This is a genomic window from Sphingobium sp. MI1205 (assembly GCF_001563285.1).
In the GTDB taxonomy this organism is placed as follows: Bacteria; Pseudomonadota; Alphaproteobacteria; order Sphingomonadales; family Sphingomonadaceae; genus Sphingobium.
Genome location: NZ_CP005188.1, coordinates 1,618,886 through 1,640,900, shown reverse-complemented (window position 1 = coordinate 1,640,900; position 22,015 = coordinate 1,618,886). Strand labels below are relative to the sequence as shown.

General features: G+C 60.8%; 17 protein-coding genes. 11 read left to right on the top strand and 6 right to left on the bottom strand.

Annotation, left to right across the window (positions count from 1 at the left end):
- Positions 1–12 precede the first annotated feature (12 nt).
- Together rnc and lepB are read right to left on the bottom strand one after the other, a co-directional pair.
- Positions 13–726 (bottom strand): ribonuclease III, encoded by a 714-nt coding sequence (rnc, locus tag K663_RS07850; protein WP_062116251.1) that lies wholly within the window; start codon positions 724–726, stop codon positions 13–15.
- Entirely contained in the window at positions 681–1,505 is an 825-nt protein-coding gene (gene lepB / locus K663_RS07845) for a signal peptidase I (protein ID WP_062116248.1), read from the bottom strand. Before lepB ends, rnc begins: the two co-directional genes overlap by 46 nt.
- A 180-nt stretch (positions 1,506–1,685) precedes the next feature.
- Between lepB and pgi the strand changes: the two genes are divergently transcribed.
- Complete coding sequence (gene pgi, locus K663_RS07840) at positions 1,686–3,191, top strand: glucose-6-phosphate isomerase (protein WP_062120570.1); 1,506 nt, start codon at positions 1,686–1,688, stop codon at positions 3,189–3,191.
- 114 nt (positions 3,192–3,305) lie between these two features.
- The gene (gene gor, locus K663_RS07835) at positions 3,306–4,652 is read left to right on the top strand and encodes a glutathione-disulfide reductase (protein WP_062116245.1); all 1,347 of its coding nucleotides are present in this window, start codon (positions 3,306–3,308) and stop codon (positions 4,650–4,652) included.
- 24 nt (positions 4,653–4,676) lie between these two features.
- Here gor and K663_RS07830 read toward each other — a convergent pair whose 3' ends face one another.
- Entirely contained in the window at positions 4,677–5,393 is a 717-nt protein-coding gene (locus K663_RS07830; protein ID WP_062116244.1) for a 2OG-Fe dioxygenase family protein, read from the bottom strand.
- 73 nt (positions 5,394–5,466) lie between these two features.
- Positions 5,467–6,882 carry a helix-turn-helix domain-containing protein gene (locus tag K663_RS07825; protein ID WP_062116243.1) on the bottom strand — a complete coding sequence of 472 codons (1,416 nt, stop codon included), beginning with the start codon at positions 6,880–6,882 and terminating at the stop codon, positions 5,467–5,469.
- Between the two features lie 121 nt (positions 6,883–7,003).
- On the opposite strand from K663_RS07825, the gene K663_RS07820 reads away from it, so the two are divergent.
- The 7 genes from K663_RS07820 (at position 7,004) to alr (ending at position 17,344) form a co-directional block, all read left to right on the top strand.
- Positions 7,004–8,536, top strand: coding sequence for an acyl-CoA carboxylase subunit beta (locus K663_RS07820; protein ID WP_062116240.1), 1,533 nt, complete (start codon positions 7,004–7,006; stop codon positions 8,534–8,536).
- A gap of 13 nt (positions 8,537–8,549) precedes the next feature.
- Positions 8,550–8,990, top strand: a complete 441-nt coding sequence (mce, locus tag K663_RS07815) for a methylmalonyl-CoA epimerase (RefSeq protein WP_062116235.1) — start codon at positions 8,550–8,552, stop codon at positions 8,988–8,990.
- 1 nt (position 8,991) lies between these two features.
- Positions 8,992–11,145, top strand: a complete 2,154-nt coding sequence (gene scpA, locus K663_RS07810; protein ID WP_062116232.1) for a methylmalonyl-CoA mutase — start codon at positions 8,992–8,994, stop codon at positions 11,143–11,145.
- Positions 11,142–12,146 (top strand): biotin synthase BioB, encoded by a 1,005-nt coding sequence (gene bioB, locus K663_RS07805; protein WP_062116229.1) that lies wholly within the window; start codon positions 11,142–11,144, stop codon positions 12,144–12,146. Before scpA ends, bioB begins: the two co-directional genes overlap by 4 nt.
- Positions 12,147–12,372: 226 nt before the next feature.
- On the top strand, positions 12,373–14,373 hold the full coding sequence (locus tag K663_RS07800) for an acetyl-CoA carboxylase biotin carboxylase subunit (RefSeq protein ID WP_062116226.1): 2,001 nt from the start codon (positions 12,373–12,375) through the stop codon (positions 14,371–14,373).
- 290 nt (positions 14,374–14,663) lie between these two features.
- Positions 14,664–16,256 carry an MFS transporter gene (locus K663_RS07795; RefSeq protein WP_062116223.1) on the top strand — a complete coding sequence of 531 codons (1,593 nt, stop codon included), beginning with the start codon at positions 14,664–14,666 and terminating at the stop codon, positions 16,254–16,256.
- A gap of 41 nt (positions 16,257–16,297) precedes the next feature.
- A complete protein-coding gene (gene alr / locus K663_RS07790) occupies positions 16,298–17,344 on the top strand; it encodes an alanine racemase (RefSeq protein ID WP_062116221.1) in 1,047 nt (348 codons plus the stop codon).
- A gap of 61 nt (positions 17,345–17,405) precedes the next feature.
- On the opposite strand, the gene K663_RS07785 is transcribed toward alr, so the two are convergent.
- Both K663_RS07785 and K663_RS07780 read right to left on the bottom strand, forming a co-directional pair.
- The gene (locus K663_RS07785; protein WP_062116218.1) at positions 17,406–18,578 is read right to left on the bottom strand and encodes an acetyl-CoA C-acetyltransferase; all 1,173 of its coding nucleotides are present in this window, start codon (positions 18,576–18,578) and stop codon (positions 17,406–17,408) included.
- 44 nt (positions 18,579–18,622) lie between these two features.
- The gene (locus K663_RS07780) at positions 18,623–19,711 is read right to left on the bottom strand and encodes an alpha/beta fold hydrolase (protein WP_083535851.1); all 1,089 of its coding nucleotides are present in this window, start codon (positions 19,709–19,711) and stop codon (positions 18,623–18,625) included.
- Here K663_RS07780 and phaR point away from each other — a divergent pair.
- Positions 19,710–20,309, top strand: a complete 600-nt coding sequence (phaR, locus tag K663_RS07775; protein ID WP_062116215.1) for a polyhydroxyalkanoate synthesis repressor PhaR — start codon at positions 19,710–19,712, stop codon at positions 20,307–20,309. The two genes, K663_RS07780 and phaR, sit on opposite strands and share 2 nt — an antisense overlap.
- Positions 20,310–20,391: 82 nt before the next feature.
- Positions 20,392–21,918: a proline--tRNA ligase gene (gene proS / locus K663_RS07770; RefSeq protein WP_062116212.1), complete on the top strand. Its 1,527-nt coding sequence runs from the start codon at positions 20,392–20,394 to the stop codon at positions 21,916–21,918.
- The last annotated feature ends 97 nt before the right edge of the window (positions 21,919–22,015 follow it).

Sequence of the window (22,015 nt, the reverse complement as noted above, 5' to 3'; positions counted from 1 at the left end):
GTTGGGACAGGCTCAGCTGTCCAGCTTGTCCAGCAGCGCCTTGGCCGCCGCCGTTTCAGCTTCCTGCTTTGACCCGCCCGATGCACTCGCTTCCCCGGCACCCTTGATCGATACCGTCACCGTGAAGCGCAATGCGTGGTGGGGGCCGGAACGGTCCGTCAGTACATATTCGGGAGGCTTGCGACGGTTGGCCGCCGCCCATTCCTGCAGAGTCGATTTGGGATGCTTGGGTGCGCTTTCCTGCGTATCGACGCGGCTGTCCCATAGTCGTCGGACGAGGGCGCGTGCCTCGTCCAGCCCGGCTTCCAGATAAAGTGCGCCGATCAGCGCCTCCATGACGTCGCCCAGCACATTATCGCTGTCAGTTGCGCCATCGTCGCGGGCCTGCTTGCCAAGGATGACATGTGTCGGAACGCCCGCCGAGCGCGCTATTTCGGCGCAGGTCTCGCCCGAAACCAGCGCATTGAAGCGGCGGGAAAGCTTGCCTTCCGGTTCTCCGGCGAAGCGTTCATAGACCCACTCGGCCATAATCAGCCCGAGGACACGGTCACCCAGAAATTCGAGCCGTTCATAATTGGCGGCATTTGCGCTGCCATGGGTCAGCGCCTGATGGAAGGGCGCAGAGTCCTTCGGCGCGCGCCCGATCAATCCGGCGAGCCAGCCAGATGTGTCGGGCTTCGTCAAAAGCCTTCCCCGATGCGGTTCCAGCGCGCGGCGGTGAACCATGTCCAGGGCAGCAGCCAGTTTGCGCTGCCATCGGTCGAGAATACCGAGATCATCGCCTTGCCCACCAGATTTTCTTCGGGCACGAGGCCAATGCCGCCGCCTTCGACGGCGGGGAAGCGGCTGTCGGCGCTGCGGTCGCGATTGTCGCCCATCATGAAAAGATGACCTTCGGGCACCAGCATCGTGTCGCGGTCATCGGCTGCGCCGTCGGGCACGAGGTCGAGGACATTGTAGCTTTTGCCGCCCGGAAGGGTTTCCCGATATTGCGGATAGCGGCACTGACGGCCACCGCCGGGCGCATCTTCCTCAAATTCAGTGCGGTAGCAGGGGGAAGGGCTGCCTTCCTTCGCGGCGGCATCCAGCATGTTGGGCGTGACCGGGATGACCAGGTCGGCGACCTTTTGTTTGGGGATTGCCTGGCCGTTCAGATACACGGTGCCACCGCGAACAGAGATCATGTCACCGGGCAGGCCGATAACGCGTTTGATGTAGTCATTCTTCTGGCTCGGCGGCGCTTTGAACACCACGACGTCGCCGCGTTGCGGCGTCGATGCCAGGATACGGCCCGGAATGAGCGGCAGGTTGAAGGGCAGCGAGTAGCGCGAATAGCCATAGGGCCATTTCGCAACCAGCAGATAGTCCCCGATCAGCAGGCGCGGCTGCATCGATTCAGACGGAATATTGAACGGGGACACGATGAAGCTTCGCAAAATAAAGACGAAGACCGCCAGCTTTGCGAGAAACCAGATGAAGTCCCGCGTTTCGGATTTTGCGCTCATGCCTGCTCGTCAGTCCTTCGATTTGCCTTGAAAACAGGCCGCTGCGGCTTTTGCTGTGTTGGAAACCTGCCGTCAAGCGCGTGCAACGGTGCATTGGCCGTTACGCTTGAGTAAGAGAGGGAAGAATCGGCAAGTGCAGCGCCGATGTCCATCAACGGAAAAAAGAGGATCTACCTTTTCATGTCCAGCCCTGCACTGGAGGCGATCGCCGCCATCCCACAGATCGAATTGAAGTCTGCCTTCGCGGCCGACCCAAGCCGGCTGAGCAAGTTTACGCTGACCCAGGGACCGCTGCGTTTCGACTGGTCCAAGACGCATCTGACGAGCGCGATGCTGGACGGATTTCTGAAACTGGCGGAAGAGATGGACTTTGCCAGGTGGCGCGATGCGTTCTTCGCGGGCGAGCCGATCAACAGCAGTGAAGGCCGTGCTGCCGAGCATCCCGCCGAACGTGGGCAAGGCAATGCGGAAAGCGTGTCGCGCGTCAAGATGCTGCACGCGCGGATGCGTGCGCTGATCGATGCGATCGAGGGAGAGGCGCTGGGGCCGATCCGGCACATATTGCATATCGGCATCGGTGGTTCAGCGCTTGGCCCGAACCTGATCATCGATGCGCTTGGAGGGGACGGCGGGCGCTATGACGTTGCGATCGTGTCCAATGTCGATGGCACTGCCCTGGAACGAGCCATGGCGCGCTTCGACCCCGAAGCAACCCTGATCGCTGTTGCGTCCAAGACATTTACGACAACGGAAACAATGCTGAACGCGGCTAGCGCCATCAACTGGCTGGTCGAGGCGGGTGTGGAGGATCCCTATGGCAAGGTCATCGCGCTGACGGCCAGCCCTGAAAAGGCGATCGAATGGGGCGTGGATGAGACGCGCATCCTGCCCTTCGCCGAAAGCGTGGGCGGCCGATATTCGCTGTGGTCCTCGATCGGTTTTCCGGCCGCCCTCGCGCTGGGATGGGACGCTTTCGAGAGCCTGCTGGAGGGCGCGGCGGCAATGGACCGGCACTTCCGTCTGTCTGCCCCCGCACAGAACGCGCCGCTGATCGCTGCCTTCGTCGATCAATATTATGCGCGGATGCTGGGTTGCCAGACGCGCGCGCTGTTCGCTTATGATGAGCGGTTGAGGCTGCTCCCATCCTATCTCCAGCAGCTGGAGATGGAGAGCAACGGCAAGAGCGTGACGCGCGATGGAACGCCGGTTGATGGGCCGACCGCCCCGATCACCTGGGGTGGGGTGGGAACGGATGCCCAGCACGCCGTGTTCCAGTTGCTGCATCAGGGCACGGTCCTGGCGCCTGTCGAGTTCATTGCGTCGATCGAACCGGGGCACGCCCTTGACCCCGCGCATCACCGGGCATTGCTGGTAAACTGCTTCGCGCAGGGCGCGGCGTTGATGCAAGGGAAGGACAATGATGCCGACCCTGCTCGCGCCTATCCCGGCAACCGGCCTTCCACGACGATCCTGCTGGATGATGTGACGCCCGACGCCCTGGGGGCGCTGATCGCCTTTTACGAACATCGGACCTTTGCCAATGCCGTGCTGATGGGGATCAATCCTTTCGACCAGTTCGGTGTGGAGTTGGGCAAGGAGATCGCGAAGTCGATCGAGACCGAGGGTGCGAAAGGCTTTGATCCTTCAACCATGGCCTTGATCGAGTTAGCGTTGGGCGCTGTCTGAGCATCATTGGTGCGGATTAGGTCGGCCTTTGCGTGAACTTGGTGCTCGATCGCTTTCCCGTTTGTAACTCCGCCAGTCTGAGGCCATATCCCGGTTCATCCCAGCGGAGGCAGCATGAGCGATTATGATTTCGACCTTTTCGTCATCGGCGCAGGTTCCGGCGGCGTTCGTGCATCGCGCGTCGCCGCCGCGCATGGTGCAAGGGTCGCGGTGGCTGAAGAATATCGGGTCGGCGGCACCTGCGTCATTCGCGGGTGCGTGCCCAAGAAACTGCTGATCTACGGCGCGCATTTTGCCGAGGATCTGAAGGATGCTCGACGGTTCGGCTGGAACGTCCCGGATTGCGATTTCGAATGGAAGGTGCTGCGCGACAATGTGCTGGCGGATGTGGACCGGCTGGAGGGCCTCTACCGAAATACGCTGTCCAGTCATAAGGTTGAGCTGATCCCCGAACGGGCGACCGTTATCGGCCCGCATAAGGTGAAGCTGGCGAGCGGGCGGGAGGTCAGCGCGAAATATATCCTGATTGCGACCGGCGCCTGGCCCGTCATCCCCGAAATCGAGGGCGCGGAGCATGGCATCACGTCGAACGAAGCCTTTCATCTGGAGGATCGGCCCAGGCGGATCGTCATCGTAGGGGGTGGCTATATCGCCAATGAATTTGCGGGCATCTTCAACGAGTTCGGCAGCCATGTGACGATCGTCAACCGATCGGGCACGCTGCTGCGCGGTTATGATGAGCAGATTCGTGATCGGCTGATGCAGATTTCAACGATGAAAGGCATTGTCTTCCGCTTCAACGCGAAGATGGACCGCATCGAAAAGAATGAGGACGGGACGCTGTGCGTGCATTTTGCCGATGGCGATCCGGTTCCTTGCGACACGGTGATGTTCGCTACGGGCCGCCGGCCGCATGTCGAAGGGCTTGGCCTGGAGAGCGCGGGCGTGGAACTGGACGAACAGGGCGCCATCAAGGTCGATGACTATAGCCGGACCAGCTGTGAGAGCATCTATGCGGTGGGCGATGTCACCGACCGGTTGCAACTGACGCCGGTCGCGATCCGCGAAGGGCATGCCTTTGCCGACACGATATTTGGCGGCAATCCCCGGACGGTGGATTATGACTGCGTGCCTTCCGCTGTGTTCAGCCATCCGCCGCTCGCTGGCGTCGGCCTGACAGAGGCGCAGGCGAAAAACACGTTGGGTACGGTAAAGGTCTATACGTCCGACTTCCGGCCCATGAAGAATGTGCTGGCCGGACGCGATGAGCGGGCGCTCTACAAGATGGTGGTGGATGCGACGACCAATCGGGTGGTTGGGCTGCACATGATCGGGCCTGACGCACCGGAGATTTTGCAGGCGGCGGCGATCGCAGTGAAGGCCGGGCTTACCAAGCAACAGTTCGACGATACGGTCGCACTCCATCCGAGCATGGCGGAAGAGCTGGTCTTGCTGAAATAAGTGTGGGCGTGCTGGGGTTGCCCGCTATCTACCCTTGGCAAAAGTGACCACCAGCGCATCGCGCCAGGCAGGATGGTCTGGATCGACCGCGTGGATTTCGGTGACGCCGTGCAGAATGCGGTGGTCGTCAATCAGCACCGCATCGCCCGGCCGGACAAGGGTGAATTCGCCAAGCGGTTCGCCATCGGGTGACCCGATGCGGGTTACGCCCTCGCGTACGTTGCGGCGCTCGACCAGCATTACGAACACCCAATCCACGCCGTCGCGGTGTAGGCCCTCCGGGGTAGGGCGGCCCACATGGTCCTGCTGCGTTTCGATGCGGAACTGGTGCATCTCTACATGCCATGGCCGCGCGCCGGCTGCGTCGAAGATTTGTGCGCAAAAGGTAAAGATCGCCTGCATCACCGGGTTATCGATCACCTGCTGATGCACGGGATCGAACCAGCGCTGCACGTCTCCGTTCAGGGGATTATAGTCGCGGCTCTGATAATGGGGCTGGTGTGGTTTACGCGCAAAATGGCCCTGCTCGCAGTGGAAGGCAGCATGTCGCCGCCGCCGATAGCGTCCCCCATCCGCCATATAAAGGTCGGGGCCGAGATCATCCCAGCTGTTCGAAAAAAGATCCCACGCCGCGTCATCGACACCGAGAATATCGCGCATCTCATTTCCACCAACGCGCGCGAATCCGCCACGCGCGAGGTCTGCGGAAATGCCCGTATCGAGAAAAATGCCACTACCCATCTATTCAGCCTAAGCCCTCGGTCAAACGAGCAACAGGGCCAGTTTCCGCAAGCTGGGACTGGCCGCCTGCGGTTCATCCTATCCAGTAGGGGACAATCTGCCGATTATCCGGATCGACGCGGATCGGGCGGTCGGCGGGTGGGAAGGCGCGCTGGTCACATCCCTGCCGTGAACAGAGGCGGCAGGTGATGCCGATCGGCGTGGCCGCGCCCTCCATTTCCAGTTGTAGCCCGTCGGCATAGACGAAGTTCGCGGCATGGGCGACTTCACAACCCAGTACGACAGCATAACGGCGCGGGGTGCGTGAATAGCTGCCAGAGGGCTTTACCAGTCCCTTTGCCATGGAGACATAGCGTACGCCGTCGGGCGTCTCCCCGAGTTGGACATTGATCCGATCGGGAATGGCCACTGCTTCATGCACGTTCCACAAGGGGCATGCGCCGCCGAAGCGCGCAAATTGCAGGCGCGTGGCGCTGTGCCGCTTGGTGATGTTACCCGCCATATCGACGCGGCAGAAGAAGAAGGGAATGCCGCGCAGCCCTGGCCGTTGAAGAGTGGACAGGCGATGGCAGGCCTGTTCGAAGCTGACCCCGAAACGGCGGGCGAGACGGTCTATATCGTGCCGCACCGCGCGGGCGGCCTCGCGAAATTCGGCATAGGGCATCAGCAGCGCGCCCGCGGCATAATTGCCAAGCCCGATGGTCAGGAGGCGGTCTGCACCCTCGACCGGCATGGCGGCCCGATTGACGACATCGGCGATGACCGCCTGCCCCTCCAGCATCATCAGTTGGTGGGACAACATGAATTTGCGGCTTTCGGTCGGAAGCGCGGCGTTGATGAACAATCTGCGGTCGGTTGACGAATAAGCGCGCAGGGCGGAGTCCGGCGTGTCGGCGATCAGCGTTTCGATGCCATGCCGCCGCGCCAGCGCTTCGACCAGCATGCCTTCGTCCAGCGCCTGTCCTGCGCTAAAGCTCTTCGCCATATCCTCGGCCAGGCAATCGAGCGCGTGGACATAATTGCCCGCCTCATGAAACCAGTCGCGCGCCGCTTCCCAGGGAAGACGGGCCTGCACCTCATGATCGTTGGCAATCGCTTCCTCGATCATGTTGATGCGCTCGTTGGCACGCATATGGGCGTTATAGAGATCGATGTAGCGGGCTGCGAATTCGGGGAATTGAAGATGCAGCTTTTCAATCCGCTCCGGCTCCATCGGCGCGCCGGGCAGTTCCGGATGGGCGAGGGCGAAGGTAAAGGCTCCGAGAAGCTGCTCCTCTTCCCGGCTGTCGAAACTTGCCCAGTCGGTTGGAAAGGCGCTGGCCACGGCAGCCTTCACCTTGGCGGTCAACGGACGGTCGTCATTCTCAAGCTGACTGAGATAGGAGACGGAAATGCCAAGCGCCTGCGCCATCGTTGCCTGATCCATCCGGTGGTCCAGACGGAGTTGCCGGAGCCGCTGACCTGCGAAAATGCGATTGCCTCGTGCCATGCTTTGCCCATAATTTGCGAAATGGTGATTTGCAAATTAGCAAATTTGCATTTGCGAAAAGAAGCAAAGAAGGGAAAGGGGCAGATATAGCCATCCGCGTCGTTCCCGGAGAGATATTAGTATGTCGAAGCTCGCCATTATCGAACAGCTGGAAGCCAAGCGGGAAGCCGCGCGCCTGGGCGGTGGCCAGCGCCGCATTGACGCGCAGCATGCCAAGGGCAAGCTGACGGCGCGGGAGCGGCTCGAAGTGCTGCTCGATGAGGACAGCTTCGAAGAAGTCGATATGTATGTCGAGCATAACTGCATCGACTTCGGCATGGACGAGCAGCATATTCCGGGCGATGGCGTGGTCACCGGGTCGGGCACGATCAACGGTCGCCTGGTCTTCGTGTTCAGCCAGGACTTCACCGTCTATGGCGGCGCGGTGTCGGAACGGCACGCGATGAAGATCTGCAAGATCATGGACATGGCGATGAAGGTCGGTGCTCCCGTGATCGGTCTCAACGATTCGGGCGGCGCCCGCATCCAGGAAGGCGTCGCCTCGCTCGCAGGCTATGCCGAAATCTTCCAGCGCAATGTGCTGGCGTCGGGCGTGGTGCCGCAAATCAGCGTCATCATGGGTCCGTGCGCGGGCGGTGCAGTCTACTCGCCAGCAATGACCGACTTCATCTTCATGGTGAAGGACTCAAGCTTCATGTTCGTTACCGGGCCGGACGTGGTGAAGACCGTGACGAACGAGATCGTCACACAGGAAGAGCTTGGCGGGGCGATCACGCACACCACCAAGTCGGGCGTTGCTGACCTGGCTTTCGAAAATGACATTGAGGCGCTGTTGGCGGTCCGCGACTTCGTTGATTTCCTGCCTGCGTCGAACAAGGAGCCGGTGCCAGAGCGTCCGAGCGCGGACGCTTGGGACAGGATTGAAGAGAGCCTGGACACGTTGGTTCCTGCAAATGCCAACCAGCCTTACGACATGCATGAATTGATCCGAAAGGTGATCGACGAAGGCGACTTCTTCGAGGTGCAGCCGGCGCATGCGGGCAACATCATCTGCGGTTTCGGCCGGATCGAGGGTAAGACCGTCGGCATCATCGCCAATCAGCCGATGGTGCTGGCGGGTGTGCTGGACATCAACTCATCGAAGAAAGCCGGGCGCTTCGTCCGCTTTTGCGATGCGTTCGAAATCCCGATCGTTACCTTCGTCGATGTGCCGGGCTTCCTGCCGGGCACCGCGCAGGAGCATTCGGGCATCATCAAGCATGGCGCCAAGCTGCTCTTCGCTTATGCCGAAGCGACCGTGCCGAAGATCACCGTCATCACGCGCAAGGCCTATGGGGGCGCTTATGACGTTATGAGCTCCAAGCATTTGCGGGGTGACCTCAACTATGCCTGGCCCACCGCGGAAATCGCGGTGATGGGCGCCAAAGGCGCGGTCGAGATCATCTTCCGCGGCAAGACGCCCGAAGAGATCGCGGATCGGACGAAGGAATATGAGAACCGCTTCGCCAACCCGTTCGTGGCGGCGAGCAAGGGCTTCATCGACGAAGTGATCCAGCCGCATTCGACCCGCAAGCGGATTGCCCTGGGCCTGCGCAAGCTGCGCAACAAGGCGCTGGAGAATCCGTGGAAGAAGCACGACAACATCCCGCTTTAAGGAGAAGGCAGCCATGAAACTCGGCCGTCTCAACCATATCGGCGTCGCGACGCCTTCGCTGGACTCCAGCATCGCCTATTATCGCGACGTCATGGGCGCGACGATTACGCATCAGCCTTTCGACCTGCCTGCGCAGGGCGTGAAGGTGTGCTTCGTCGATACTCCCGGTGAAAATGGCACGGCGGGTACGCAGATCGAACTGATCGAGCCTTTGGGCGAGAACAGTCCAATCCACGGCTTCATCGCCAAGAACCCGGCCGGCGGGCAGCATCATATGTGTTATGAAGTGCCCGATATTCATGAGGCCAAGGCATGGTTCGAAGGTCTGGGCAAGAAGGTGCTCGGCGAACCGCGTATCGGGGCGCATGGCACGTTGATCTTCTTCGTGCATCCCAAGGATATGAATGGGGTGCTCACCGAAATCATGGAAACGCCGAAAGAGGGCGCACATTGATATGACCGACAAGCCGACACTGGACCAGTGGGCCACCGCTGCCGCCAAGGAAGTGAAGGGTAAGGACCTCAACTGGGAAACCCCAGAGGGGATTACGGTCAAGCCGCTATATACGGCCGAGGATGTGACCGTCGATCCCGGCCTGCCGGGTTTCGCGCCTTTCACGCGCGGTGTGAAGGCCTCCATGTATGCGGGGCGTCCCTGGACCATCCGCCAATATGCAGGTTTCTCCACCGCCGAAGAGTCGAACGCCTTTTACCGCCGGAACCTGGCGGCGGGGCAAAAGGGGCTCAGCGTCGCTTTCGATCTTGCTACGCATCGCGGCTATGACAGCGACCATCCGCGCGTTGTGGGCGATGTCGGCAAGGCGGGCGTGGCGATCGACACGATCGAGGACATGAAGATCCTGTTCGACGGCATTCCGCTCGACCAGATGTCTGTTTCCATGACCATGAACGGCGCGGTCATTCCCATCCTCGCCTTCTTCATCGTGGCGGGCGAAGAGCAGGGGGTTGATCGCAAGCTGCTCGACGGGACCATTCAGAACGACATTCTGAAGGAGTTCATGGTCCGTAACACCTACATTTACCCGCCTGAACCGAGCATGCGGATCATTTCGGACATATTCGGCTATACCAGCCGCGAGATGCCCAAGTTCAACAGCATCTCCATTTCCGGCTACCATATGCAGGAAGCCGGTGCGACGCAGGTGCAGGAATTGGCCTTCACCATCGCCGACGGCATGGAATATGTGAAGTACGGCGTAGCGTCGGGCCTGGACATCGACAAATTCGCCGGCCGCCTCAGCTTCTTTTTCGCGATCGGCATGAATTTCTTCATGGAGATTGCAAAGCTGCGCGCGGCCCGCGTGCTGTGGCATCGGGCGATGACGAAGCTGGGCGCACAGGACGAACGATCCAAGATGCTGCGGACGCACTGCCAGACTTCGGGCGTGTCGCTGACGGAGCAGGATCCGTACAACAATGTCATGCGCACGACGATCGAAGCGATGGCCGCGATGCTGGGTGGCACGCAGTCTCTGCACACCAACGCGCTGGACGAGGCGATTGCCCTTCCGACCGACTTCTCTGCTCGTATCGCGCGCAACACGCAGATCGTCATCCAGGAAGAGACGGGCATGACCAAGGTGGTCGACCCGCTCGGCGGCTCCTACTATGTCGAGGCGCTGACCCAGCAGCTGGTCGATGCGGCGCAGGAAATCATCGACCGGGTCCAGGCAGAAGGCGGCATGGCTAAGGCTGTAGCGGCGGGATGGCCCAAGGCGATGATCGAGACAGCGGCGGCTGCTCGTCAGGCGCGCGTCGATCGGGGCGAGGACGTCATTGTCGGCGTCAACAAATACCGGCTTGCCAACGAAGACCTGCTGGAAACGCTGGAAGTCGATAACAGCAAGGTTCGTGAATCGCAGATCACCCGTATCAACCGGGTCAAGGCGGAGCGGGACGAGGAAGCGTGTCAGGCCGCCTTGGAAGCGCTGCGCAAGGCCGCTGCCGGTCCGCAGTCGATCGAGAATAATCTGCTTGCCCATGCAGTTGAAGCTGCGCGCGCGCGGGCGACGCTGGGCGAAATCTCCTCCGCGATGGAGGCCAGCTTCGATCGCTATGGCACGGTGCCGACGCCGGTGAAGGGCGTCTATGCGGAGCCTTATGCGCAGGACAGCCGCTGGAAACAGGTTCTTGACGGCGTGCAGGCCGTCGAGCGGCGCCTCGGCCGCAAACCGAAATTGCTCATCGCCAAGATGGGGCAGGACGGCCACGACCGGGGCGCCAATGTCATTGCATCCGCTTTTGGCGATATGGGTTTCGACGTGGTGTCGGGTCCGTTGTTCCAGACACCCGAGGAAACGGTGGTGCTGGCGCTTGATAGTGGCGTTGATGTCGTCGGCGCGTCCAGCCTTGCGGCGGGGCACAAGACGCTCATTCCCGAACTTATCAAGCAGCTGCGGGAGAAGGGGCGCGGCGACATCAAGGTGATCGCGGGCGGGGTTATTCCACCGCAGGATTATGACTTCCTTCGTGACGCGGGCGTGCAGGGCATTTATGGACCCGGCTCCAATGTCGTGGAGTGCGCCGCCGATGTGTTGCGCCTGCTCGGCCATAACATGCCCCCGGCGGGGCTGGAGGAAGCCGCTTGACCATCCATACTGCCCCCCGCACTGACTGGACCCGTGACGAGATCGCCGCGCTGTTCGACTTGCCCTTCAACGACCTAATGTTCGAGGCGCAGTCGCTTCATCGTGCGAATTTCCCGCGCAATGAGGTGCAGCTTTCGACGCTGGTGTCGATCAAGACCGGCGGCTGTCCAGAGGATTGCGGCTATTGCAGTCAATCCACGGAGGCGGAAAGCGGCCTGAAAGCCACCAAGCTGATGGACGTTCAGGCCGTGCTTCAGGCGGCGGCGCAGGCAAAGGATCATGGCTCGGGCCGCTTCTGCATGGGTGCGGCGTGGCGCAATCCCAAGGAAAGGGACATGCCCAAGCTCATCGAAATGGTGAAGGGCGTGCGCCAGATGGGCATGGAAACCTGCATGACGCTGGGCATGCTGTCGGCCGACCAGGCGAAGCAACTCGCGGATGCGGGGCTGGATTATTACAATCACAACATCGACACTTCGCCGGAAAATTACGCCAAAGTCATCACCACCCGGACCTTTGAAGACCGGATCGAGACGCTGGAAAATGTCCGCGGCGCCGGGATCAATGTGTGTTGCGGCGGGATCGTCGGGATGGGTGAGACGCGCTCGGATCGCATCGGTTTCCTGCATGCGCTCGCTACCATGCCGCATCCTGAAAGTGTGCCGATCAACGCGCTGGTGCCGGTTGAAGGCACCGTGCTGGGCGACATGCTCAAGGACACGCCGCTTGGCCGTATCGACGAGGTGGAGTTCGTTCGCACCGTCGCAGTGGCGCGGATCGTCATGCCGCAGTCAATGGTACGCCTCTCGGCGGGTCGCGAAAGCATGAGCGAGGCGTGCCAGGCACTCTGCTTTATGGCAGGCGCGAATAGCATCTTCACCGGAGACAAGCTGCTGACGGCGGCGAATGCAGGGGACGATAAGGACGCCGCGCTGCTGGCGAAGCTGGGTATGATCGCAATGCAGGCCCAGCCGCACGGGCATCTGGAGGCGGCTGAATGAAATTCGGCCGAATGATGGCTGTGATCGCCGTCGTTCTGGCCTAGATCTTCTGGGGTTTATTCGCATCGGGCGCTTTCATGCACGGCGATTGGACCGAACCACAATCTCCGTTCGCCCTGAGTTTGTCGAAGAGCTGCAATTCTTCGAAGGGGAAGGACGGGGCTTCGACAAGCTCAGCCCGAACGGGGTGAGAGGAACTGAATAAGGACTGGGGCAAGGACAGATAATGGCAATCACCAAGATCCTGATCGCGAACCGTGGCGAAATTGCTTGTCGTGTCATGCGCACGGCCAAGAAGATGGGCATCAAGACCGTGGCGGTCTATTCCGATGCCGATGCCCGCGCGCCGCATGTTCTGATGGCCGATGAAGCCGTCCATATCGGCCCGTCCCCTGCTGCGCAGTCCTATCTGATTGCCGACAAGATCATCCAGGCGTGCAAGGACACAGGCGCTGATGCCGTGCATCCGGGCTATGGCTTCCTGTCGGAGCGCGAGAGCTTTCGTAAGGCGCTGGATGCCGAGGGCATCATCTTCGTCGGTCCGCCCGCCAACGCCATTGCCGCCATGGGCGACAAGATTGAATCCAAAAAGCTTGCCAAGGAAGCAGGCGTCAATGTCGTGCCCGGCTATGTCGGCGTGATCGAGGACACCGAACATGCAGTGCGCATCTCAAACGAGATCGGCTATCCGGTGATGATGAAGGCTTCGGCCGGAGGTGGCGGCAAGGGCATGCGCCTCGCCTATTCCGAGCAGGACGTTCGCGAAGGCTTCGAGGCGACCAAGCGCGAGGGGCTGAACAGCTTTGGCGATGACCGCGTGTTCATCGAGAAGTTCATCGAAAGCCCGCGCCACATCGAAATCCAGATCCTGGGCGACCAGCATGGCAACATCGTCTATCTGAACGAGCGCGAATGTTCGATCCAGCGCCGCCACCAGAAGGTGGTCGAGGAAGCGCCGTCGCCCTTCGTTTCCCCCGAAATGCGTAAGAAGATGGGCGAGCAATGCGTCGCCCTGGCGCGCGCGGTCGGTTATTTCAGCGCGGGCACCGTCGAACTCATCGTGTCGGGTGCGGACAAGACTGGCGATGGCTTCTACTTCCTGGAAATGAACACTCGCTTGCAGGTGGAGCATCCTGTCACGGAAGAGATCACAGGTCTCGATCTGGTCGAGCAGATGATCCGCGTCGCGAATGGCGAGGAGCTGGGCTTCCGCCAGGAAGATGTGAAGATCAACGGCTGGTCGATCGAGAACCGGGTCTATGCCGAAGATCCCTATCGGGGATTTCTGCCATCGACGGGTCGCCTGATCCGCTACAATCCGCCCGAAGTGGGTACGAATGCGGCTGGCGCGAAGATCCGCGTTGATGACGGCGTGATCGAAGGCGGCGAAGTCAGCATGTTCTACGACCCGATGATCGCCAAGCTGATTACCTGGGCACCGACCCGTCTCGAAGCGATCGACAAGCAGATCGAGGCGCTCGACAAGTTCGAGATCGAAGGCCCGGGCCACAATATCGATTTCGTGTCCGCACTGATGCAGCATGAGCGGTTCCGTTCGGGCAACATCACCACCGGCTTCATCGCCGAGGAATATCCTGATGGCTTTACCGGCGCTCCGGCGTCCGAGACATTGCTGAAGCGTCTGTCGGCGGTCGGAGCCTTTGCCGCGATGGCCCAGGCCGACCGTGCGCGTCGCATCGACGGACAGCTTGGCAAGAGGCTGAAGGCGCCTACCGATTGGCAGGTGAAGATCGGCGACACAGTGCATGACGTTATCATCAACGGCGATGACGTCACGGTCGATGGCGATGCGATCGACATGGCGCTGGAATATACGCCCGGCGATCGTCTGATCGAGGCGGAGTTCGGCGAAGAGGAACTGGCGGTGAAAATCACGCCCGTCCGTTCGGGATTTGTCCTGACCGCGCACGGCGCCAGCCACAAGCTGCGCATCCTGCCTGCCCATGCGGCACCGCATGCAAAGCATATGATTGAAAAGATCCCGCCGGATCTGTCGCGCTTCCTGATCTGCCCGATGCCCGGCTTGCTGGTTGCGTTGCATGTCGAGGAAGGTGACAAGGTCGAAGCAGGCCAGCCCCTCGCCGTAATCGAGGCGATGAAGATGGAAAACATCCTGCGCGCGCAAAAGGCGGGCGTTGTGAAGAGCGTGTCTGCGGCCCAGGGCGAAAGCCTGCCGGTCGATGCGATTATTCTGGAAATGGAATGATGGTATCGGGTGGAGCGGGCTGCTTGAGGTACACCAGCATCTTTCGGTTCGCCTGACATCCGCATGATGACGGGGTCATGTTTTGCCATGATCCCGTCTCGCACCGAGCACATCATCGCTCGCGCGTGCTACAGTTCCCATTGCGGTGCCTCTGGCAAATTGCTGATCATTTGGGTCCCCGACCGATCACTGACAGTTTGTAGCACTTGCGATATTCACGGCAGCAATGCTTGCCCCCGGCTCCTGCTTCTCTAAAGATTGCCTGACGGCAGTCCGAAGGGGGGGGCGTAATGAGCGGGACGGGGGTCAACGACGGCCATGTGATAGATGTAAAACGCGACCGTCTGGTCATTACGGCGTCTGCGTTGGGCACTGTGTTCGAATGGTATGATTTCTACATCTACGGCGTCCTCGCCCCGATTATCGGGCGGACATTCTTTCCCACCGACAATCCGACCGTCGAATTGCTCTATTCGCTGGCAGGCTTTGCCATCGGCTTCGGGTTCAGGCCGTTAGGAGCGGCGCTTTTCGGCTTTTTGGGAGACCGGTGGGGGCGCAAATATACGTTTCTAGCCACTATCGTCCTGATGGGCGGGGCGACTGCGGGCGTGGGCCTTACGCCGTCCGCGGCAAGCATCGGGCTGGCCGCGCCCGTCATCCTCATTTTGCTGCGGATCGCGCAGGGTCTCGCGCTGGGTGGTGAATATGGCGGGGCCGCCATCTACGTGGCTGAGCATGCGCCTCCGGGAAAGCGCGGGTTCTACACCAGCTTCATCCAGGCTGGCGTGATCGGCGGATTCATTCTGTCGCTGGTCGTCGTCGTCGGCACGCAATGGATCGTCGGCAAGGCTGTGTGGGACGATTGGGGCTGGCGTCTGCCATTCATCTTCTCGCTGGCGTTGCTCGCAATCTCGCTGTGGATGCGGCTCATGTTGCGCGAAAGCCCGGTGTTCACAGCGATGAAGAATGCGGGTGAGCGGTCGCGAAATCCGCTCAAGGAAGCGTTCACCTATCCCGGCAACACGCGGCGAATGCTGGTCGCGATGATCGGGATCGCGGCGGGTTTCACCGTCATCGCCTACACAGTCATGTTCCAGGCCCTCTATTTTCTGCAGAGTGGCCTGCACGTGTCGTCCGGCATAGCTCAACTGCTGGTTGGTGGAAGCGCCTTCGCGGGGATGGGGGCATTCGTTTTCTTTGGGTGGCTATCCGATCGAGTCGGCCGCAGGAAGCCGATCATCATCGGCTATGTGCTCATCCTGTTGCTGCTCATGCCGCTTTATCAGTTCATGGGCAGCGTTGCGAATCCCACGCTCTATCGGGCGGCCGACCGTGCGCCCGTCGTCGTGACCGGCCCCGATTGCAGCTTCGATCCCTTCGCCAAGGTCCAGCCCAGCGCCTGCGGCAAGTTGCTCGACCATTTTTCGAAGCGTGGCATTCCCTATGACAAGGTCGCGGCTGAACGGACAGCGGTGACCATCGGTGGTACGACGGTCGAGGACCTAAGTGATGAAGGACTGGACAACGCCCTTATTGCGCGGGGATATGATTTCGGCGTGGTGAAGCCCGACTGGCCGCGTGCCATGCTGCTCTTCCTCGCATTGCTGCTGCTCTGGACGCTGTCGGGCGCGACCTATGGTCCCGTGGCGGCGCTGCTGTCGGAATATTTCCCGGCACGAATCCGCTATAGCTCGCTTTCGATCCCCTATCATATCGGTACGGGCTATTTTGGCGGTTTCCTGCCGCTCGTCAGCCAATATATCATCGCGCGGACAGGCGATCCTTATGCGGGGCTGTGGTACACGATCGTCGTGGTGGCGGTCGCCTTGGTGACCTGTCTGGTGGCGTTACCGGAAACGCGCGACGCAAAGCTGGAAGCGTGACGGCCTCGACGCTTGCGGTGTATGCCGCTATCGCGAGGCCGATGACCGCATTTACCGCTCCCCTGCGACTGCGCCTCGATGGTGGCGCACTTGTGAATAATTGGCGCTGGCTTCAAAGAAGCAGCGGCGCGGCCGCGTGCGGTGCTGCGATCAAGGCGGATGGCTACGGCACTGGCGCGATTGAGGTCATGCGGCGTTTGATGAATGCTGGATGCCGCGATTTTTTCGTGTCCAACTGGGCAGAAGCGGTGCTGCTCGAACCGCTCTTGGAAGATGGAGTTTCGCTCTCGGTGCTGCATGGCGTGCGGAGCGAGGACATGGATGTCGCGTTAACATCGAAAGCGCGGCCGGTCTTGTCCACGCCCAGCCAGATCGGGCGTTGGAGGGCGGCGGGTGGTGGTGTTTGCGATGTGATGGTGGATACCGGGATGAACCGGTTGGGACTAGATTGGCGCGGTGACGTCGCGGCTGAAATCGAAGGTTTACATATCGATACGCTGCTCAGTCATCTGGCGTCAGCAGATGAGGATGCCAGACTTAGCCAAATTCAGCTAGATCGCTTTGGGGCGCTTAAGGCCAGCATCAGCGCGCCGCGATACAGCCTTGCGAACAGCGCAGGCATTTGCCTTGGGCAGGCCTATGCGTTCGACCTCACGCGACCGGGACTTGCCCTTTACGGCGGGGTTCCTCGGGCGGAGGCGCAGGGGGGCATAGCGCAGGTGGTCTTTCCACAGGCTCAGCTATTGCAACGGCGGCGTGTGCCTGCGGGCGACAGTATCGGCTATAACGCTATCTATGTTGCTGAGCGCGACATGGAGATCGCCGTGTTGAATATCGGCTATGCTGACGGCTATTTGCGGGGATTTTCGAACCGGGGGATGGTGAAGGCCGGGGATGTACGTCTGCCGGTCGTCGGGCGTGTGTCGATGGATTTGATCGCCGTGGATGTCACGACCTGCCCTTCGGTCGCTGAAGGCGACTGGCTGGATATCGACTATGCACTGCCAGACGCCGCAGCGCTTTCTGGCCTGTCGCAATATGAGCTGTTGACGGGCCTTGGCGCGCGCTTCGATCGTCTTTGGAGTTGAGGATATAAAAAAGGCCGCCGCGCTTTCGCACCGGCGGCCCCGCTCTTAACCTGAACGTAGATCAGCGCTCGATGCACATGGCGACGCCCATGCCGCCACCGATGCACAGAGTGACAAGACCCTTCTTCGCGTCCCGCTTCTGCATTTCATAGAGCAGTGTGGTAAGCACGCGAGCGCCCGATGCGCCGAGCGGATGGCCGATTGCGATGGCGCCGCCGTTCACATTGACCTTTTCAGGATCCCAGCCCAGTTCCTGCCCCACGGCCAGCGCCTGCGCGGCGAATGCTTCATTGGCTTCGATAAGGTCGAGGTCCGCGAGGGACCAGCCAGCCTTGGCCAGAGCATTGCGGGAAGCGGGCGCGGGACCGATGCCCATGATGGCCGGATCGACGCCGCAGGTAGCAAAGCTGGCGATACGTCCCAGGATCGGCGCGTTGCGCTGTGCGGCGTCCGCAGCGGTCATGATGACCAGAGCTGCCGCGCCGTCGTTGATGCCGCTGGCGTTGCCGGCGGTCACCGTCCCGTCCTTCTTGAATGCCGGACGCAGGTTCTGCATTGCTTCGAGTGTCGCGCCTGCGCGGATATACTCGTCGGCATCGACGATGGTGTCGCCCTTGCGACCCTTGACCGTCACGGGGACGATCTCATCATTGAAGCGGCCGGCTGCACGTGCGGCCTCGGCCTTGTTCTGGCTGGCGACGGCGAACTGGTCCTGCGCATCGCGGCTGATCTGATATTTTTCCGCCAGATTTTCCGCGGTCACGCCCATATGGTAATTATGGAATGCGTCGGTCAGCCCGTCATGCGTCATCGTGTCGATCAGCGAGATCGGCCCCATCTTCGCGCCGCCGCGCAAATACTGGGCATGCGGGGCGAGCGACATATTCTCTTGTCCACCCGCTACCATGATGCGCGCATCGCCGGCCCGGATCGCCTGAGCGGCAAGAGCTACGGCGCGCAGACCCGATCCGCACAACTGGTTGAGGCTGATTGCCGTGCGTTCCACGGGGATGCCAGCGTTGACAGCTGCCTGACGGGCAGGATTCTGCCCCTGTGCCGCAGTCAGAATCTGGCCGAGTATAACTTCATCGACCTCGTCCGGCGCGACACCGGCTTGAGTCAATGCCGCCACGATGGCGGTGCGGCCGAGTTCGTGCGCCGGGGTAGACCCGAATGCACCCATGAAGCTACCGACAGCAGTGCGCTTGGCAGCGGTGATGACGATGTCTGACAATATACTGGTCCTTGATTGATGGGCAGTTGGCGGACCCAATATCATCATCCCCCATGGGTTGAAAGCCAAAGAGACAGGGGATTCCAGAGCAATTCCGCAGCGCGGCTACCCACGATCATTCCGACATGGCCGAGTTGCAACGTGAAGCCGTCCGAGAGCTCAGGTGCGGCATTTGCCGGAACGATTCGGTCCGTGGCGGATCGCACCGAAAATGTCGGGCAGCGCAGCGCCGCCAGATCGATCCTCGTCCCATCAATACGCCATTCGGAACGCCCGGTCACATTGGCGCCATAGAAGGTTTCAAACAATTCCCTGCCAACCGCAAAGGTTAGCGGAGGGCCGCCATTGGCCCAATCCTCAACCGCCAAAAAAGCGCGCTCGGCCAGCGAACCCGGCTCCATTTCCGCGAAGGCCGCATATTTGCGGATCGTCCGGGCCGGATCAATCGCCCAGAAGCCGGATTGCAACACCTCCATCGGAATATAGCCCAGCCGTTCGCTGGTCGCCCTCGCGCCGTGCCAGAGTGAAGCGATAAGCTCGCGGTCTTCATCGGGAAAGCCGTCGAACTGCCAGGGCGCGGCAAGGGTGGCGACAGCTGCCACTTTCGCGACAGCCGCTGCGCCAAGGGCGAGGCTACCACCCAGGCAATAGCCCACCAGGATCGGCGGCCGGGGAAGAGACTGCAGCATCGGCAGGAGCCGCTGCGTGACATGATGATCGAGACCCAGGCTCGCATCTGTCGCGGAAGGGTGCCCCCAATCAATCAGATACGCATCATGTCCTGCTGCGGCCATGTGACGCAGCATGGATCGGCCCTCGGACAGGTCAAGAACCTGCGGCGGGTTGATGAGCGAAGGAATGAAAATCACCGGCGCGCGGCCGTTTTCCGTGCCGTAGCGCAGCAATTTTGCACTGCCTGCGGTTGCGAAAACCGCCGGACTTGGCGGAGGAGTTGGACGCACGGCATCCTGATATTTGCGTAAACCTTGGAAGGCGAGCCGCCGAAGTTCAGGACTGCCTTCTGTTTCCCGCCACAAAATGCTGAGAAACAGGGGCAAAGGCCGCGGCCCATGTTGCGGTGCGGCAACCCTTTGTGCTAACGCGGAATGTGCAGGTGTGGGAGAGGATTTCATGGCCAAAACCAAGACCGCCAATGAATCACAGACGGTCATTATCAAGAAATATGCGAACAGGCGTCTCTATAACACGGAAACGTCGAGTTACATCACGCTTGATCTGCTGTCGCAAATGACCCGCGAGGGACGCGACTTCGTGGTTGTCGATGCCAAGACCGGAGAGGACATTACTCATAATGTCCTGACGCAGATCATCATGGAAGAAGAGCAGCGGGGCGAGAATATGCTGCCGGTAAACTTCCTGCGCCAGCTGATCGCCATGTACGGCGATTCCATGCAATCCATGGTTCCGCAATATCTGGAAGCGTCGATGGAAGCGTTCCGCAAGAACCAGATGCAGTTTCAGGAAGCCATGAAGGGCGCGTTCGGGGGCGGGCCGCTGGCCCAGATCGCGAAGCGCAACATGCAGATGTTCGAAGCGGCAGCCAGCGCCTTTGGCGGAGTGCCAGGCATGCCGGGGATGCCTGGAATGCCTGGCGTGTCGCCGGCCCAGCCGGCAGCGGCCGCAGCATCCGGCGACGACAAGGATGACGAGATTGCCGATTTGAAAGCACAACTGGCCGCGCTCAACGCGAAGATCGACAAGCTGAGCTGAGGCATCGCGTTCAGGGTCGACGGGGCCGCGCGCTTGGCCTATGGCGCGCGTTCCTTCAGATAGATGAGCAAGGCCTGACCCCGTGAAGCATGCCCTTTCCGTTACCCGTGAACAGGATTTTGCCGCCTGGTATCAGGCAGTCGTTTCCGAAGCAGACATGGCCGAGGAAAGCGGCGTGCGCGGCAGCATGGTCATCCGGCCATGGGGCTATGGCATCTGGGAACGCATCCAGAAGCTGCTGGACGAGCGCATCAAGGCGACCGGCCATGAAAACTGCTATTTCCCGCTCTTCATTCCGCTTTCCTACTTCGAGAAGGAAGCTGAGCATGTGGACGGCTTCGCCAAGGAAATGGCGGTCGTCACGCACCATCGCCTGATCCAGAAGGACGGCAAGCTGGTGCCAGATCCCGACGCAAAGCTGGAAGAGCCTCTTGTGGTTCGCCCGACTTCCGAAACGGTGATCGGTGCAGCATTTTCGCGTTGGGTACAAAGCTGGCGCGACCTGCCCGTGCTGATCAACCAGTGGGCCAATGTCGTCCGCTGGGAAATGCGCACGCGCATGTTTCTGCGCACCGCCGAATTCCTGTGGCAGGAAGGGCATACGGCTCACGCCACCGTCGAAGAGGCGATGGAAGAGACGATGAAGATGCTCGAGGTCTACCGTAGCTTCGCCGAAGAATGCGTCGCGCTACCCGTGGTGGCGGGAGAGAAGCCGGAGAATGAACGCTTCCCCGGCGCGGTCGCGACCTATTCGATCGAAGCGATGATGCAGGACGGCAAGGCGCTTCAGGCCGGAACCTCGCATTTCCTCGGGACGACGTTCAGCCAGGCTCAGAGCATCAAGTTCCAGAATGCCGAAGGTCAACAGGAACTGGCGCAGACGACCAGTTGGGGCATGTCCACGCGAATGATCGGTGGGCTGATCATGGTGCATGGCGACGATGATGGCCTGCGCGTGCCGCCGCGGCTTGCGCCTTATCAGATCGTCGTCGTGCCGATGCTGCGCGACAATGACGAGGATGCGGCGATCCTGGATTATTGCGGCGAGATCGTCGCACAGTTGAACAAGCAGGATGCGTTTCGGGAGCCCGTTCGCGCGATGCTGGACAAGCGGCCCGCCAAGGCGGCCAACAAGCGTTGGGGCTGGGTGAAGAAGGGCGCACCAATCGTGGTCGAGGTCGGCGGCCGCGACGTTGCGGGCGGCAATGTGTCCGTGCTGCGCCGCGATCGGCTTTACCGGGAGGATGGAAAGCTCGACAGCCAGATCGTCGCTAAGGGAGATTTCCTGGACGCTGCGACGGGCATATTGGCGGAAATCCAGCAGGGGTTGTTCAGCGAGGCACAGGCGCGCCTGATTGGGAATATCGACAAGTCGATCACCTCGCTTGATGCGTTGAAAGCATATTTCGGCGCTAGCAAGAAACCGGGCTGGGCGCTGGTCGAGTGGGCCAAGCCAACCGGTCCCGCATTGGACAAGGTGATCGAATGGCTAAAGGGCGAAAAGCTGACTCTCCGCAACGTGCCGCTGGACGCCGATGCGGCCGATGGCAGCTGCATCTTCACCGGAGAGAAGGCTGTCGAGCGGGTGCTGGTTGGGCGTAGCTACTAAACTGCTAGAGCATTTTCGAAGTAGGTGGCATCACCTGCTGGCTCGGAAAATGCGTAAAACCAAGGACATGGAGCATGATCCGATTCAATATGATTGG

Bases quoted from the DNA above. Each gene is read 5' to 3' on its own strand.
- K663_RS07795 (WP_062116223.1), top strand. From the start codon at position 14,664: ATGAGCGGGACGGGGGTCAACGACGGCCATGTGATAGATGTAAAACGC.
- K663_RS07825 (WP_062116243.1), bottom strand. From the start codon at position 6,882: ATGGCACGAGGCAATCGCATTTTCGCAGGTCAGCGGCTCCGGCAACTC.
- lepB (WP_062116248.1), bottom strand. From the start codon at position 1,505: ATGAGCGCAAAATCCGAAACGCGGGACTTCATCTGGTTTCTCGCAAAG.
- K663_RS07820 (WP_062116240.1), top strand. From the start codon at position 7,004: ATGTCGAAGCTCGCCATTATCGAACAGCTGGAAGCCAAGCGGGAAGCC.
- alr (WP_062116221.1), top strand. From the start codon at position 16,298: ATGACCGCATTTACCGCTCCCCTGCGACTGCGCCTCGATGGTGGCGCA.
- K663_RS07800 (WP_062116226.1), top strand. From the start codon at position 12,373: ATGGCAATCACCAAGATCCTGATCGCGAACCGTGGCGAAATTGCTTGT.
- K663_RS07830 (WP_062116244.1), bottom strand. From the start codon at position 5,393: ATGGGTAGTGGCATTTTTCTCGATACGGGCATTTCCGCAGACCTCGCG.
- gor (WP_062116245.1), top strand. From the start codon at position 3,306: ATGAGCGATTATGATTTCGACCTTTTCGTCATCGGCGCAGGTTCCGGC.
- pgi (WP_062120570.1), top strand. From the start codon at position 1,686: ATGTCCAGCCCTGCACTGGAGGCGATCGCCGCCATCCCACAGATCGAA.
- rnc (WP_062116251.1), bottom strand. From the start codon at position 726: ATGGTTCACCGCCGCGCGCTGGAACCGCATCGGGGAAGGCTTTTGACG.
- mce (WP_062116235.1), top strand. From the start codon at position 8,550: ATGAAACTCGGCCGTCTCAACCATATCGGCGTCGCGACGCCTTCGCTG.
- phaR (WP_062116215.1), top strand. From the start codon at position 19,710: ATGGCCAAAACCAAGACCGCCAATGAATCACAGACGGTCATTATCAAG.
- K663_RS07780 (WP_083535851.1), bottom strand. From the start codon at position 19,711: ATGAAATCCTCTCCCACACCTGCACATTCCGCGTTAGCACAAAGGGTT.
- scpA (WP_062116232.1), top strand. From the start codon at position 8,992: ATGACCGACAAGCCGACACTGGACCAGTGGGCCACCGCTGCCGCCAAG.